The 15,024-nt window shown below is 37.2% G+C and carries 20 protein-coding genes and 1 other RNA gene; 4 read left to right on the top strand and 17 right to left on the bottom strand.

All coding sequences use genetic code 11. From position 1 onward, the window contains the following. From ON09_RS16550 to ON09_RS25240, 8 genes are all read right to left on the bottom strand, one after another. Positions 1 to 798, bottom strand: a 798-nt coding sequence (locus tag ON09_RS16550) for a hypothetical protein (RefSeq protein WP_010602179.1), incomplete at its 3' end; no start/stop codon positions are given. 5 nt (positions 799 to 803) lie between these two features. Continuing rightward, positions 804 to 1,877 carry a hypothetical protein gene (locus ON09_RS16545; RefSeq protein WP_010602178.1) on the bottom strand — a complete coding sequence of 358 codons (1,074 nt, stop codon included), beginning with the start codon at positions 1,875 to 1,877 and terminating at the stop codon, positions 804 to 806. Positions 1,878 to 1,884: 7 nt separating this feature from the next. Next, on the bottom strand, positions 1,885 to 2,634 hold the full coding sequence (locus ON09_RS16540; protein WP_010602177.1) for a recombination directionality factor: 750 nt from the start codon (positions 2,632 to 2,634) through the stop codon (positions 1,885 to 1,887). A 349-nt stretch (positions 2,635 to 2,983) separates the two neighbouring features. Continuing rightward, positions 2,984 to 3,271, bottom strand: coding sequence for a hypothetical protein (locus tag ON09_RS16530; RefSeq protein WP_010602175.1), 288 nt, complete (start codon positions 3,269 to 3,271; stop codon positions 2,984 to 2,986). Continuing rightward, complete coding sequence (locus ON09_RS16525; protein WP_010602174.1) at positions 3,271 to 3,522, bottom strand: hypothetical protein; 252 nt, start codon at positions 3,520 to 3,522, stop codon at positions 3,271 to 3,273. Before ON09_RS16525 ends, ON09_RS16530 begins: the two co-directional genes overlap by 1 nt. Further along, on the bottom strand, positions 3,507 to 4,049 hold the full coding sequence (locus tag ON09_RS24355) for a helix-turn-helix domain-containing protein (RefSeq protein WP_010602173.1): 543 nt from the start codon (positions 4,047 to 4,049) through the stop codon (positions 3,507 to 3,509). The genes ON09_RS16525 and ON09_RS24355 overlap by 16 nt, the downstream gene beginning before the upstream one ends. An 8-nt stretch (positions 4,050 to 4,057) precedes the next feature. Further along, positions 4,058 to 4,264, bottom strand: a complete 207-nt coding sequence (locus ON09_RS25245) for a hypothetical protein (protein WP_157258989.1) — start codon at positions 4,262 to 4,264, stop codon at positions 4,058 to 4,060. Positions 4,265 to 4,272: 8 nt separating this feature from the next. Then, positions 4,273 to 4,446 (bottom strand): hypothetical protein, encoded by a 174-nt coding sequence (locus tag ON09_RS25240; RefSeq protein WP_157258988.1) that lies wholly within the window; start codon positions 4,444 to 4,446, stop codon positions 4,273 to 4,275. A 131-nt stretch (positions 4,447 to 4,577) separates the two neighbouring features. Between ON09_RS25240 and ON09_RS24350 the strand changes: the two genes are divergently transcribed. The 3 genes from ON09_RS24350 (at position 4,578) to ON09_RS16500 (ending at position 6,664) form a co-directional block, all read left to right on the top strand. Next, the gene (locus ON09_RS24350) at positions 4,578 to 5,357 is read left to right on the top strand and encodes a S24 family peptidase (RefSeq protein ID WP_010602172.1); all 780 of its coding nucleotides are present in this window, start codon (positions 4,578 to 4,580) and stop codon (positions 5,355 to 5,357) included. Positions 5,358 to 5,814: 457 nt separating this feature from the next. Next, on the top strand, positions 5,815 to 6,201 hold the full coding sequence (locus ON09_RS16505; RefSeq protein ID WP_010602170.1) for a hypothetical protein: 387 nt from the start codon (positions 5,815 to 5,817) through the stop codon (positions 6,199 to 6,201). A gap of 46 nt (positions 6,202 to 6,247) precedes the next feature. Beyond that, positions 6,248 to 6,664 (top strand): helix-turn-helix domain-containing protein, encoded by a 417-nt coding sequence (locus ON09_RS16500; RefSeq protein ID WP_157258987.1) that lies wholly within the window; start codon positions 6,248 to 6,250, stop codon positions 6,662 to 6,664. Between the two features lie 3 nt (positions 6,665 to 6,667). Here ON09_RS16500 and ON09_RS16495 read toward each other — a convergent pair whose 3' ends face one another. The 4 genes from ON09_RS16495 to ON09_RS16485 form a co-directional block, all read right to left on the bottom strand. Continuing rightward, positions 6,668 to 7,501 carry a tyrosine-type recombinase/integrase gene (locus ON09_RS16495; RefSeq protein WP_083838008.1) on the bottom strand — a complete coding sequence of 278 codons (834 nt, stop codon included), beginning with the start codon at positions 7,499 to 7,501 and terminating at the stop codon, positions 6,668 to 6,670. Next, positions 7,435 to 7,842, bottom strand: coding sequence for an Arm DNA-binding domain-containing protein (locus ON09_RS16490; protein WP_010602167.1), 408 nt, complete (start codon positions 7,840 to 7,842; stop codon positions 7,435 to 7,437). Before ON09_RS16490 ends, ON09_RS16495 begins: the two co-directional genes overlap by 67 nt. Before the next feature lie 142 nt (positions 7,843 to 7,984). Next, positions 7,985 to 8,351: a transfer-messenger RNA gene (ssrA, locus tag ON09_RS24850) on the bottom strand. 175 nt (positions 8,352 to 8,526) lie between these two features. Next, positions 8,527 to 9,168, bottom strand: a complete 642-nt coding sequence (locus ON09_RS16485) for a hypothetical protein (RefSeq protein ID WP_010602166.1) — start codon at positions 9,166 to 9,168, stop codon at positions 8,527 to 8,529. Positions 9,169 to 9,486: 318 nt separating this feature from the next. On the opposite strand from ON09_RS16485, the gene ON09_RS16480 reads away from it, so the two are divergent. Then, positions 9,487 to 9,837, top strand: a complete 351-nt coding sequence (locus ON09_RS16480; protein ID WP_029204403.1) for a hypothetical protein — start codon at positions 9,487 to 9,489, stop codon at positions 9,835 to 9,837. A 166-nt stretch (positions 9,838 to 10,003) separates the two neighbouring features. Here ON09_RS16480 and ON09_RS16475 read toward each other — a convergent pair whose 3' ends face one another. The 5 genes from ON09_RS16475 to ON09_RS16455 form a co-directional block, all read right to left on the bottom strand. Next, a complete protein-coding gene (locus ON09_RS16475; RefSeq protein ID WP_157258986.1) occupies positions 10,004 to 10,372 on the bottom strand; it encodes a luciferase domain-containing protein in 369 nt (122 codons plus the stop codon). A 47-nt stretch (positions 10,373 to 10,419) separates the two neighbouring features. Next, a complete protein-coding gene (locus ON09_RS16470; RefSeq protein ID WP_010602163.1) occupies positions 10,420 to 11,325 on the bottom strand; it encodes an SRPBCC family protein in 906 nt (301 codons plus the stop codon). 114 nt (positions 11,326 to 11,439) lie between these two features. Next, the gene (locus tag ON09_RS16465) at positions 11,440 to 12,321 is read right to left on the bottom strand and encodes an SMP-30/gluconolactonase/LRE family protein (protein WP_010602162.1); all 882 of its coding nucleotides are present in this window, start codon (positions 12,319 to 12,321) and stop codon (positions 11,440 to 11,442) included. A 207-nt stretch (positions 12,322 to 12,528) separates the two neighbouring features. Further along, positions 12,529 to 14,328: an ABC transporter ATP-binding protein gene (locus ON09_RS16460; protein WP_238533714.1), complete on the bottom strand. Its 1,800-nt coding sequence runs from the start codon at positions 14,326 to 14,328 to the stop codon at positions 12,529 to 12,531. Beyond that, a partial coding sequence (locus ON09_RS16455; protein WP_010602160.1) for an ATP-binding cassette domain-containing protein occupies positions 14,273 to 15,024 on the bottom strand: 752 nt, incomplete at its 5' end. The genes ON09_RS16455 and ON09_RS16460, both read right to left, overlap by 56 nt.

The raw sequence follows: 15,024 nt of genomic DNA, 5'->3' as shown, positions 1-15,024 counted from the left end.
GCGTAATTCTTCAGCTGCCGCACTTGCTTTACCTTCCTCCAATTCTGCACGTCTTTCGGGAATAAGTGAAAGTAAGTGATCAGCATAATTTTTGATCTCGGCTTGGTAGTGCGGTGCAACCTTTTCAAATTTGCCTTCTTTTGCTTTGAAGCATATCTCGTCCAATTCATCAACAATAGTTGAAGCAAGTGGGTAAATAAGCGGATTGCTAAGATCTGCATTAACGGACGACCAAATTTTTTCAGTCAATGGCAATACATCTGCTTTTAAAAACTCTTCAAACTCCGCAATATTATCCAAAGTTAAAGCCTCAAATACATTTAGTAAGCCCTGCTTGTCTTGTTTTAAAATTGCTGCATACTGATTTCTTATCTGTGCTTCAGCTTCAGCAAATAACTCTATACGAGCTTTAGCCTGGTCAAGCTTTAATTGATCTTTCCTTGCCTGCTCCGCTTTCTCCTGAGTATAAACCTTTACCGATGCATTACGTTTTTCCTGCAACTTAGTTTCCAAACCTTTTAACAAGTTTTCCTCTGCAGTAAAGTAACCTTTAATTTCATCCAACCGACGGGTAAATGGCGATCTGGCATCATTTGCAGTTTTCGTTGCTTTTTTTAATGAAGCAAGAAAATCGTTGATTGCGCTATCAGTTTCAACGCTAAGCTTTATACCTTCTTTATCCGCCTGAGCGATTAAAACGGCTTCCTTTTTCTGATAAGCTGCTACCCAATTTTTAGTGGTGGCAAGTACAGCGCTTGCCGACTGTACTTCTTCCGGTGTGATAATTTGTAATTCCATGTTGTTTAGATTGGTAATGCTGATGAAGTGAATGATTTAGGTGATTGTGCTTGCTTAGCTTCGGTAGCCTTATATGCACGTTTCTTATTAGGAGTATTCCCAAACTTTCTATTGCAGAAGTCTTCAACGTCCTCGAATTGAAGGGCACCGGCCACGCTATCCGCGGTACTTATTACCCCGCTCATGCTCATATATTGACGTTTCTCTGCTTTGGCCTGGTATCTGATTTGAGCAAGAACTAATATGGCATTGATCTCGGCCTGACTTGTAGTACCTTGCCATTCCTTAACCTTATAAGATGGTGTGGTTTTCCAATCTGCAGGCGCCCAGTTCATGGCGATATCGATTGGTGACTCAGGGAAATTTTCATCCCACAACAACTTTTCACATTCCATTTGGATACCATGAGTTTCATAAAAACCTTTACGGCCAGATTTGAAGTTGATGATAGCACGTTTTTTAACGCGTTTACTGGTAATCTTTGGTTCACCCTTACGCTCACCTGATTTATAAACTTCCCCCCATTCTCCCTTTTCGTCAACCGTCATGTAGCAAACCAAATCAATTGGAGTTCCAAATCCACGGGAATCGCTTAACAACACATACTCAAGTCCCAACGGAACAATCTCATAGTCGTTATAAAACTGAACGAATGAAAGCATATCTTCTTTTAACTCATGCGCCCAAAGTGTGCAGTCATTATCCCAAAAGTTATGATCACTGGTATAATTCTCAACTACCTCATCACATTTATCAAGATCGTATACACCTTCCATTATGAATTTACCAATCTCAATATGCATCATCGTTCCAAAATGAGCACGTACTTTCATTTGTCTGTCAGCTTCCTTCTTACCCAAAGAAAACTTCCATTCCTCCAATGCTTTTGGCGTTGGCATTGACTGAGCAATTGAAGTGGTTAGGCTAGTATATAATCTGAATGGTTGTGCTAGACTTCCATCCTGATCAATCTTGATATAGCTACGTCCCTGGCCAAAATTTACACGGCCAACTTTATAGTTAGGTAATTTTATTGCGTTTTCGTCGAACCACTCGGTTGGAACAAATTCTACTGTCATACTCATATTATTTACCCTCCCCTATTTCTAAAACCTTCGGCTCATTAATTGCCCCACTTTCAATCATTTTTGTGGTTAAACGATTCATTGATCCACCCGCTTCAATGTAATTGCGAACAGCTTCCATATTTTCCTCAGTGAAGCTTGGGATTAGCGATACTACCGGATACGTTTTTGCTTCTCCAGGTGTATAGCTCTTTTTCATTTCAATAGTGAAGTTAAAAGGGAATCCGATGATGCTACCTGATTTTTCCATTACTAAATCGAAAGACTTGGTAATTGATGGAATGCTCACTTCTTTGGCTTTTGTCGACCATGACCAATACCCCAAAACACCTGTCATTTTAAGCAATACAAAGCGAAGCGTAAGTGTGCGATCCCATTTCAAACCTTTAACTCGCTTATCAGTTGCAGGGATTTCATTTTCATACTTACCTGTGGCAACATTGAAAACGGTGAACGTTTCTCCATCACCCCATCCGTAACGTTTCCCTTTATCCCAACTTTCAAACTGCTCGTTACAAACTTCTTTGATGTCGTTGCTGATGAAAGTAACCTGCAAACTATTTGGTTTTTCACCATAAAGTGCTGTAAACTGATTTGCGAAGTTTCCAGTTGGCCTGAAATAATCAATCGCTTTTGGATACTCCTTACCTCCTGCCGACACTGCTTTAATGCCTGTTTTAATTTTACCGATTTCCGGCAGAGTGCTTGCGTTGTTTTGTGCTTTTGCTACCTTGATACGTCCGTTTTGCATAATGTTTATTGCTTTGTGCCTTATCGGCGGTTTAATATGAAAAATGTAATTACTGATGCTATTGCTGTTATTGCCCAGAACCATCGGGCGAACGTGACTATTTGATTTTTTGGCTTTCGTGGCTGAATCAATCTGTGCGCTTCCTTTACCAGATCATCCCCTTCCTTGCAATACCACAAACCACTTTCTTTGATTTTGTTGCTGGCTTTTGGCTCTCTGCCGATCGGCCATGCTGTGTGATGTACTTTAAGCATTTTCAAGTTCCTCCAATTTTTCGTAAACCTTTTTAAGTTCTTTTTTGCTTGCTTAATGATCTTCATCATTTGTTTGTGGGTGATTTGCTTTGCCATTATCTTTTAACTTCGTACTGGTCCATAAATTCAATTACTGTCTCTCTTTTGAACCGAAGACCACCACCAACCTTTCTGCCTCCCAATTCTGTTTTATTTTTCTTGACCCAGGTGCTGCCATAACCTGTAAACTCAACCACTTCTGCAAAACTCATGTAAGGCTTAGTTTTGGTTTGCAATTCAGCTTGTAACTCAACCACTACCTTAGTTACCTTTTCAATTTTGGTGATTAATTGATGAAGCAATACATTATCTAATTGCAATACTTCTTGAGCGATATTTCCCATTATGCTGATCTCCTTTCCCAGTAGACAATAGTCCTTGTCCCCTGATTACTTACTGAATATTTACGGTCCGGAAATTCAAACTTTAACCTTCCGCTTACCTGGTTCCTTAAAGTGTTCGTTTTATCAACAGGAAACACCTCGTAGTTTCCAACAACCTCGCCCTCTTCATCTTTAATCACCGGCTCATCAATTTCTCTCATGAACTGAACCAGCCCTTTCCCTGGTATTGCTTCTTTTAATGTTGTTTCCATATCGATGGTCTTATTTTTATTAACTGCTTTTTATTTCTCACTCCAACTTTTCTTTGCACGTTCTGGAGATGGGTGCTTACTGTGTAGGGAGATAGGAATAATTTTTCCGCAATCTCCTTGTTGCTGAGGTCTGCTAAATCTGCGATCTCCTGCTCTCTCTCACTTAGTCCGAATTGGCAGGGGCGTTTTGCTAAGCATCCAATCCCCTCCCAACTACAACTTCCTCTATTTGGACAATCCACGTATTCCGGCATGAACACTCCGTCATCAGTTAAATCAGGCACCCCGTCGAGGTTAGCGAACAAGCACTTTACACATTGCTCTTTTTCTTTACCCTCCCCCGCCATTTCTCGGTACGCCCTTGCTTTGTCGGGATTGCTGGTTAGGTAGTTGTCAAGTGATTGATGTATGTACTCCGGGGCTTCACTTAATTCATATTGCCTTCTCTGGTAGCTGACCATTGGAATATCATTGTGTGTATAAAATTCTGCTCCGGTTCCTGATAAAATTGATTCGAGAGAGTTCATTGCGTTTTTTAGGTTGTAGTTCTTTTTAAATTATTAACTAATCTTTGGGTTACACGATTTTGAAATTCTACCATTTCACTTTGCTCATTTGGCTTGCCATAAATTGGGTAGTAGCTGCACTTCAATATCTCCTTGCACTTATCATTACTACGTTCAATCAGGTTAATCAATGCCAGCGTCCTGCAAGCTTTAGTTCTTAGTTGGTCTAGGTCCATAGGTTTATTTAATTAATGTCCCAACTGAAATCTCTATCCTGCTCAGCTTCTGAAGCGTAAACTCTTGACCAATACCTGGCCTCGTCAATCTGTTCTTGGTGACGATCCATCATCAATGCCAGTTCTCGTTCGGCAATAATTTGATTTTGCGCTTCCTGCTGATAGTATGATTGAATTTTCATTTTGGTACTTGTTAAGTATTGTTAAGTGATTATGTTATATTTACCTTTGTTGTTATTGTGTGATACAAATATAGTTCGTAATTACGAACAATACAAATATTTTATTCGTTTTTACGAACATTAATATATAAATGACTGATAATCAGGAAGAAAAAATTTCGGAAAAGTTCGTAAAACTAGATGAAATAAGACGGCACTATAATTTCAAAAATGATTCGGAGTTCGCAAAAGCGATCAAAACTTCGAAATCATACTTTTCAGAAATTAAATCCTCTGGGAAAATACCTAAGACAATGGGACAAAAACTGGAGGATAACTTAAGGGTGTCACGTCAGTGGTTTGAAAATGGAGAAGGCGAAATGTTATTGCCTCTGGAGAAATCTAATGGTAAACTGATTGGTGAGCTTAACTACCCTCTGGACCCTGGAGAAACTCCATTCATCGAATTAGGAGAAGGTCAATACTTGATGGTCATGCCGTTGGTAAATGAGTATGCCTACGCTGGATACTTATCAGGTTATGCAGATCCAGAATATGTTGAAGAACTATCTAAGCATACCATCATAGTCACCAAACAACATCGCGGTACATATAGGGCGTTTGAAGTAGTTGGTGATTCAATGGATGACGGCACGAAAGACAGTATCCCAGATGGCAGCATTGCAACGGGCAGGGAAATTCAAAGGCACTTATGGCAAGCAAAATTTCACACACATCGCTTTAAGGATTATATCATAGTTCATAAAACAGATGGAATTCTAACAAAAAGAATTACAAAACATGATGTGGAGAAAGGCATAATAACTTGCCATTCCCTAAATAAAGACAAAGATTCTTACCCGGATTTCAAGGTTGATTTGAATGATGTAAAACAGATGTTCAACATTGTAAACGTATCAATTGCCAGATAAATGAAAAAATAATACTATTATTTACTATTGCTCTCCCTCTTTTCGCTTTTTCACAAAAACAAGACAGCATCCCTTTTGTTGGTGCAACGAAAATAATTATCAAGAACGATAAGTCTGCTGAAGATAACTATCAACTTGCAGCTAAAACTTTACTTGATCAAAATTATACTATAGAAAAAAGTGATAAAGAATTTCATCAATTGTATTCGGGGAGTGTAAAGGTTTTTGGTGAAGGAACAACAAGGTGGGTTTCTCTTTATGTATTGTCGAGAGATGGAAGCATTACTATAGTAGGTCGAGCAAAGCGAAGCGAGCAACTTCAGTTAATAAATGTACCGCAAGACACTGACAACTTCGAAATATTACCCTATAAGAAGAGCCTACTCATGAAAAACATATTTGCTCAAACAACTAATTACGCCAAATCAATCGGCGGCAAAATCATATATTCTGAATAATGAAACCCATCACCAAAGCCGAACAGAAGCGAATTGAAAACGAGGTGAAAACTTTCGTTATTCAAACCGCTATTGATCGCTTGCAAAAGATGAAGAAATCAAAATACTGGCCAGAAGGCGGGTTTCGTCAGGGCTATGGGTTTAGCCACAAGATATACGGTTATCTGGACATAGTTGCCATTAGCGCCCGCTTCTTTGAAGAAGGGAATATGCAGGACGGTCGAATGATGGTAAACACATCACAGCAAGATGAAACTTTGATTGATAAACAATTTAGCCGGGTAATTAAATTGCTCGATGGATATGAAGCTGAAGGAGTGTCGTATAAATTTGAGCATGAAGCGGCAGCAGGATCTTCCTTCTGGTTCAAGTTCACCATCCAATAATTTGGTACTTATGTAGTATTGACTACTATGCGCACCAATAATACCTTTGAAGAAAAAAAGAATAATGAAAACACCGAAACATGATATGGCTGTTGCTGCCAGGTTTAAAGAATTTAGGGTAAAAAATATTTCAAAAAATAGTATTGAAGCTGGTTTGCAGATTGGCATTCCTCAAAGTAGGATTAGCAGGATTGAAAGTGGTGAGCAACCGGTAACGATGCCAATAATAAAAGTCTTAACGAAAAAATTTGGTTTAAATAGCGATTGGTTACTTCATAATTTAGGTAAACCTACAGATGCCGCCAAGAAAGCGAGCTCATTAGAAAAGTCAATGCAGCTTCAGGATAAGGTAGATTCTTTAATTACCCAGGTGAAAATATTAGATGTAAATCAAACTAAGCTCTGGAACATAGTAGAACAACAAGCCAAATTAATTGAGGATCTACGTAACAAATTAAAGTAGTAACTACCCAAAAATATTATCTGCTGCAGCATCAAGCATATCATCTTTCCTGATATCATTTAAATACGATTGGTGAACGGCTAAGCTACTATGTCCTAATAACTCCATTGTTACCATTGGATTGTTGATCTTATCAATGGCCATTCTTGCAAAAGTGTGGCGGGCGATATGGGATGAAAGCGGCTTATCAATCCCACACATGCCTGCAATAACCTTTAAATGCTTATTGACTATCCTGGTACAGGATTCCTTATGCTTCAATCTCGCTCGATCATTTTCAAACGCTGACCCGTGTTTGTTCGGCTCCCAAATGAAGAAAGGAAAAAGTCTTTTATATCTACCTGAATATTTGTCAACTATTGCCTGAGCCTGGGGAATTAACTTAATCGTTAGTGTTTTATCTGTTTTATCAGCTGTATAATTGAATCGACCATTTTTGAAATCGGCAGCATAAGCTTGTAGAAGATCCCCTACCCTAATTCCACGCAAATATATTTGCAGGAGGAATAGATCACGAACCGCCTCAATTTGTTCCCCAGTAGGCAAAGTTAATTCCTCAATTCTACTAAGCTCGATAGCACTAAGCTTAACCTTTAGCGATTTAGTTGTAGCTACCCGAACATCTTTGACTTCCTTTGTTATACCGTTTTCAGAATACCTGCCAATCAACCCTCTGATGAGTTTGATTTTTTTCTGGATCGTCCCACCTGTATTCCCTAAATCAGAAAATATAGCGATCATCCTATCAAACCATTTTTTATTGATATCACTCAGGGCAATACTAGTATCTGGAACCTGTTTTTGAATAGCACGAACTTTGTCGTAGAATCCCGACATAAAATTTTTTCTAATCTTTTTAATTCCTGATCAACTGCGTCCTGAAAGGTTACCTTTTTACGATTCCCGAAAACGTCATCAATCGATAGAAGGCCGCTTTTGATTTCATACACGTTTCGCTCAGCTTTTGCCAATTCTTTCGAAAGCATATTATTGATGATATCGGCTTTCTTATGACGGGACTTCACTCGGTTATTCTTTGAATCCCAATCAATCGCCATGCACCTATCCAGCACTTTTCTTTTGCGTACCCGATCAATTAAATATTCTAAAACAATTGGATTTGACCCATCTGCATTGGTTTTTGTATTATGTAAGTGGAGCCGAACAGAAATTTTCATAGGTACACAGTATTTTTTATGGTTAGGTACCGATTAGGTACTTTTTTTGCGTCTAAATATGTCTTTAATAGTCTTAATTATTCAAGTAAAAATGGCTTTAAAACACAAAAGACCCACATAATTTAATATGTGAGTCTTTTTTCGGTGGAGCCGAAGGGAGTCGAACCCTTGTCCAGTTGTGAGATAACCTATACCTTCTACATGCTTATTTTTCAATTAATTTTCGGGAAATAAACGGGCTGAAAACCGACCTTATTTAATTCCTTAGATGCTTGATCTCACTTCAAATCGCATCACTTTGAAGCCAGCTTTGTTGTTTCGATGCCCCGGATTCTAACCCAACAATGCAGCAGTTAGAGGGACAAAAGCTATGCTAGTTCTAAACTAGGCAGCTAAGGCGTAAGTATTTTCGCCAACTAAAATGTGAACGTTCACTTTAAGTGCTCTCCGTACAACGCACTGCATGCTAACATAACCTTCGCCACCCTGTCAAATCCAAGAACGGCCCCAGTTTCTATTTTATGACAATTACATCTAATAGAACAACAAAGATACAAAAAACAAGCCAAAGCAAATTAAATTATACCAGATTTAGCGATTAAATGGCTTAAACTAAAAAAACCATCCTAATGAATGGCTTTCAAAAAAATATATCTCAAAAAAAATAATCTGATTAATCACCTGTTATTTAGCCAATTGCACCAATGATTGAAGTGTTTGTTTCTCTATAGCTTTATCAATATTTGGCTGACGCATTTTCGAAATATTTGTTTCAACCGAAAATGATGGATTTTCCGTTTTTGCTAAAGCAGCAATGTCTTTTACTGTTGTATTGAAAATTTTTAATGAAGAAATGAATTGCTTGTCTAAAAATTTTACTTCCTGAACATCAGCATTTGGATTTAAATAGGTCAGATTCGATTTTTGAGCGTAATAAAATTGAACCCGATCAAGGAAAACCAATTTTTCAGTGATTTGTGTAAGCACCTCTTTTGACAGATTCAGTCCTTTGATTGCCAATACCTCATTATCTCTGATGACAAAATCAAGGCCATTAAAAGTGATGGTAGTTTGTTGATCTCTGTCAAATATGTATTGTGCCTGTGGAAGTGCTACAACTTCATTAGATTTATTTAGACTTTTGGTAAATGCATCTCTTTGAGTGAGAAGTTTCTCAATAAGACTATTTCCGTTTACGATGGTTGTTACCTCAGCTGATGATGTATGATTTACATTACGAAACTGCTGACCAAAAGTATTAAGTGAAACGGATAGAATTGAGATGGCAACTGATAAAGAGAGAGCTAGTGATGGGACGATTTTCATTCATTTTAAATTTCGACAAAGATAAGAATACAAAGATTGATTATGAATATTTTGTATGTTTAATATTACATATTTGATACTGAAATGAAATATTTGTGTTGACAATAATCAAACTCATTGTCTTATCACTAATACAGTATCTAATAATTTGTAATAAATGTTGACTTATAGTTTGTCGACAGACATTACCGGAATCATAACCTCTCCATCAAAACCTGAAAACATTATAAATTTGAATTGCTAAATAAGAGTAAGCTTTCACAAGATGTTGAAAACATCATTAAATAAGTTCTTATTCTTGTATTACTTTTGCCAGCAATGTCGTCTAACTATAAAATACGCTATCTTTTCGAAAATGCTGATACCTTGATTATGGAAATTCAGCGGCTAGATGTTCGTGATGATGCTGATATTTCACAAATTTATCATTGGTTATATTTTGATAGGCTTACCTCTTCTATGGTTAAACTTTGGTTTCGGTCAATGGATTCATCAGCAGAAATAGAGGAAAGATATTTTGAGCAAGGCTACCTGAAATTTAGCGATACTGAAGCAACTTTTATTGAGAAGTACAATTCTTCGCAACACCGTTTGGTTAATCATAGTAAACAAGAATGTAGCGAGGAAACACGTGAACTGATATCTGAATATCTTAAACAACCGAATTAAATTAAAAAAGCCCTTCAATCCTGACAGGGCTTTTTTAGTTGTCTATCCCTATATATTAGGAACACAAATTTATGTATTGGCTTTAACATTTCTGTCGCTTGAATAAACTGAACAGAATATAAATAATACCTGACTAAATGAATAATAGAGAACAATATAGAATATCTTATTTCTGAGCACGATGATAAGCTAATTGCATTAGTTCCAATGCTCTTTTAACATCGGTGTACGCTTTAATCTGAAAACTTACCCATCCGGATTTATTAAAGACATGATGTTCAGAGACCTTGCCATCAGCCATTAGTTCCGCCTTGATTTTTTTACTAAACAAAATATCTAACACGCCGTTACTATGCAGATGTCCCAATTCCCTGTTCTGAAAATTAAATTGCGTTCCCCCAAATTTATGTAATTGAACAGTCGTTCCCTCCCATTTTAGTATTTCTTCTTCTAATTCATCGAACCAGTCCAGCTTTTCAGGCTTAAAAACAATTAGTTGAAGCTTTAACAAACTATCGTAAATCAAAGCAATCAAAGGAATCGATTTTAAAAAACCGAAGTATTTAACTACAAACCGAAATATCACTTTTCGCTTAAAACTTTAATATGATCCATCACCCGCAAATGTACATTTCTTGTAACGCTTTCAGCCCAGAGATCATAATACCAAACAGGAAAAACATGAAGTTTGTACCAGCTGTTACCGATAAGTGTTGTGGTACCATTTCCATTATCTTTCAAAATAAATTGTCCTCTGTCGATATCAATATGCCCCATAATTTCAGGATCTTGCGGCTGGTTAACAATATCGAATGTTAAGTTTTTATTCACATCAAACACTACAATTTTTTCATCAAATGTGTAACCGTTGCTAAATATACATTTTCTGCCTGCACCAATCTCATTCGCGGTGACTGTGGTTTGCATTGGGCTTGGCATCCCGACTTTAAATAACCAATACTGATCCGGAGATTTAATTTTCTCGAAAGCAACAACGTTTTTCCATATTTTATCTGGCTTTGCATTGATAATCAATTCATCAGATACCATATTCTCATAATGATGTTCAGAGATTGAATCGACAATAAATATTGCCAGCAATAAAGTAACAAAGCTTACATTTAAAGTTTTATGATTTCTATTGAACATGGCTCTGCCTAAGAAAGCACCTGTAATTACAAAAGCGAAAATGAGCGGCGATACAATAATAAGGCAAATGCTCCCTTCTCCTAAAAAAATGAAGCTCAATAAAATTGCAATCACACCATTTAGAATGGAATAACCTACTAAACTACCACTTTTTACCTTCAGCGCCTTCCAAAACCAAGAGCTCATTATTCCCATCAAGATGGGCAAAATCACAAATTCTGAAAAAACGAGCACTCCCCCGCTTAATGGGTTAATCATTTTATTAATTCCAATTATAGTGATTACAATGAAATTTGGGATGATGAAACCTAATAGCCTTTTGTTTAAAAATGTTTTCATATTGCATTAATTTATAAACAAACATAATTACAATATTTTAAACTTTCAAAATTTACTGAAAATAAAATATGTCAGATACAGGTGACAGCCTAATTACAAAATTTTAAATTTCAACTACTCTACCCCTTTTGCAAAAGTTTTGATTTTGTAAATAGATTTAGATGCAGCAATAAAAAGAACATCTTTATTTTTACCACCGAAGCAAACATTCCCACACCAATCTTCCGGAACATCAATGTGCCCAATTTTTTCACCAGTTGGTTTATAGATGGTTACTCCTTTGCCCGTAAGATAAATATTTCCGTTGCTGTCTAATGTCATTCCATCAGAGTGTTGAAGACAAATGGTTTGCCTATCAGTTAAACTGCCATCGGCATTGATCTGGTAACGATAGGTTTTGTTAGCATCCATATCTGCAACGTATAGAAATTTTCCATCTGGTGTACCTACAATCCCATTTGGCTTGCTTAAATCATCGGCAACAATGATGGCAGTTTTCTGTCCCTTTGGAAGATAATAAACGCGTTGTTTTTCGATTTCGGGCTTCTGTCTGGTCCAGTAGTCGCGTTGGTAATAAGGGTCGGTAAAGTAAATACCTCCTTTTGCATCCAGCCAAAGATCATTCGGCCCATTAACTTTTTTGCCTTCAAAATCAGAAAATAAAACACTTACCTTTTTGTGTTTATCAATAGACCAGATCTGATTATTTTCATCGGCGCAAACAATAAGATTACCTTTTTTATCAAAGTAAGTTCCGTTTGCTCGCCCCGATTGAGCCATATACAAACTCAGTTTTCCATCTGGGTCATACTTCCAAATCTGATCGTTCGGCTGATCGGTAAAAAAGATATTGCCATGTTGATCTACAGAAACACCTTCAGTAAACTTAAACTGTGAAGAAATGAGTTTTAAACTATCCTGCACAAAAATTGGACTTTGTGCATCACAAAGAGAACACAGTAAACTTAAAATAGAAAGCAAAAGACACTTTTTCATAATTTGAGATTTGGCTTGCGATGAGGATTAAACTTTTGGATTTAAAATGAATGTTGCTTAAAATTACTACTTGCATAAAACATTCGTCATTCTAGAATTATGCTAAAAGTAGATCTTGTTTTTAAATCACATGTAGCGACTTCTTGGTCAGCATCTCCATAATGAGAGCTTGAAAACAGTTCAGGATAATTTTGATTATAAGATCTATTAACTTACCCGCTTTCCTTTTAACAACATATCTAATGCTTCATCCAGCGTACCTGCTTTTTGCACTTCACCCTCATTCACAAAGTAAATTTCATCGGCATTTTCAATGGTATTTAGCCGGTGTGCAATAATAACCAGCGTTGTCTCTTTCGATAATTTATTTAATATACTGGTTAACAATTGCTCTGTGATGGTATCAATGTTGGCAGTAGCTTCATCCAAAATCAACAATTCAGGATTACGAAGTACAGCTCGCATAAAGGCAATTAACTGCTTTTGCCCTAAACTGATACTATCAGATGCTGAAGTGATCGGCGTATTCAATCCTTCATCAAAAATCGCTAACAATGCATCTAGATGCGCATCGTTTATTATTTTAGTTAATTCTTCATCGGTTACATTTTTGTACTGGCTATTTCCATACAGAATATTATCTTTTACTGTTCCCGAAAAAAGAAATGGCTCTTGCAAGATAAAGCCGATTTTTTGTGTTCGCTCTTCGGCACTAAAGGAGCGAATATCTTTTCCATTTAAAAAAACATTGCCTTTCGTTGCGTCATATAAGCGAGAAATTAATGAGGCAGTAGTTGTTTTGCCGCCACCAGTGGGACCGATTAAAGCATAAGTTTTCCCTTTTTCGAATTTTAAATTGATGTTGTGCAAAATCTCCTTCGAATCATCATAGGAAAAATGAACGTTTCGAAATTCTAATAAAGCATCAGATTTGATCGACTCATGACCATCAACCTGAGCGAGATCACTTTGTAATAAGAGGATTTGGGAAATCCTGTCCCAGCTTGCCATAGCCACCTGAAAACTTGTCCATAATGCTGCCAACTGCCTCAATGGATTATAAAAATTGGTAGAATAGGAAATGTAACTCACCAATAAACCCAAAGAAAATTGATTGATGGAGATCAGATAAATTCCGAAAAGCAAAACAATTAACTGAGCTGCACTTGAAAGCAAGCCATAAACGGGAACGAAAATATTATTAGCCAAACCAGCGCCTATCGCTGTTTTGTAGTTTTCTCTGTTGGCTTCGTCAAAACGTTTTCTAAAGTAGTCGCGGCGGTTAAAGGCGATAATTACTTTAAAGTTGTTTAAACTTTCCTGAATTTCGGCACTCATGCCGCCTACACTTTTAAGATTTTTAGCATTTTTTCTCTTAACCCAGGGTGATAATGCCATGGTAAAAATTACAATAACCACAGCCGGCGATAATGCCGCAGCCCCCAGTTCAAAATTGATCGTTAACAGAAAAAATCCGGCCCCAATCATGGTTACAATGCTGCCGATAAATTGCATAAGCGACTGTGAGAAAAACTGGTTCAGCTTATCGGTATCGTTATTTACCCGCGAAATTAAATCTCCCGCCTTATTCTGATTAAAAAAGGAAACAGGCAGTTCTTGTAGCTTATTAAAAATAGCATTTCGTAAAGTATAAAGCATCCTTTGCCCAATACCGCCCATCATTTTGGTTTGGATATAGCCCGTAACCATGGCAATGATATACATGATGAGGATGATTCCGGCAAACATGAGCACGCCATTAAATTGTTTGGTACGAATGTAGGCATCTATGGTATGGCCAATTAAAAGTGGCCCGAGCAAGAGCAGGCCGGAGTTTAATAAAATGGCAATAAGTGCTAACCAGAGGTTTCTTCGCTCTGCAGAAATGAGTTGAAGCAATCTTTTAAGCGCCTGGTAGGTGGATTGCTTTTCCTCCTTTTGCGTAAGCTGATTAAGATTGTAGTTCATAATTGCTGGTGCTCTGTTGTGAATTGTAAATTTGAACATACTCTGGACTGCTTTTTAGCAATTCGTGATGGTTGCCCGAAGCAATAATTTCTCCTTGCATCAGCAAGATAACCTTATCGTAATTTTCAACAGAAGCTATTTTTTGAGTGACTGACAATAATGTGAGATCTGGATAGTTCTTTTGGATATTCTCCAGAATTCTTTTCTCGGTATTGGTATCTACACGGGCTGTAAAATCATCCAGTAATAAGATTTTTGGATCAACAGCCAAAGCTCTAGCTAACATGATCCGTTGTTTTTGTCCACCAGAAAGGCTGTTTCCACGTTCCGAAACGATGGTATTTAATTTTTCAGGAAGTTGATCAACAAAGTCTTTTAATTCTGCTGTTTGAATGGCTTTTGCCAGAGATTCGTCGGTAACGGTATCGCTAAACGCAATATTTTCGCGGATACTCATGTTAAACATAATGCTATCCTGAAAAACAAAACCCACCTGCCGGTGAAAATCTTCTTGCTGATATTGATTGATTTCTTTTTCATCAAACAGAATTGCACCACTATCTGGTTGGATTAATCCTGTTAAGATGTAAAGCAGTTGTGTTTTGCCAGCTGCTGTAGGGCCAATGATGGCAGTTTTAGAATCCGCTTTGGCAGTAAATGAAATATCTTTTAGTATTGGCTTTTGTCCAATGGTTAATGAAATTTGTTTAGCTTCAACATTCCCCGATAGTTCAT

It is taken from the genome of Pedobacter agri PB92, from assembly GCF_000258495.1.
Classification (GTDB): domain Bacteria; phylum Bacteroidota; class Bacteroidia; order Sphingobacteriales; family Sphingobacteriaceae; genus Pedobacter; species Pedobacter agri.
This window is presented reverse-complemented; position numbering and strand designations above follow the sequence as displayed.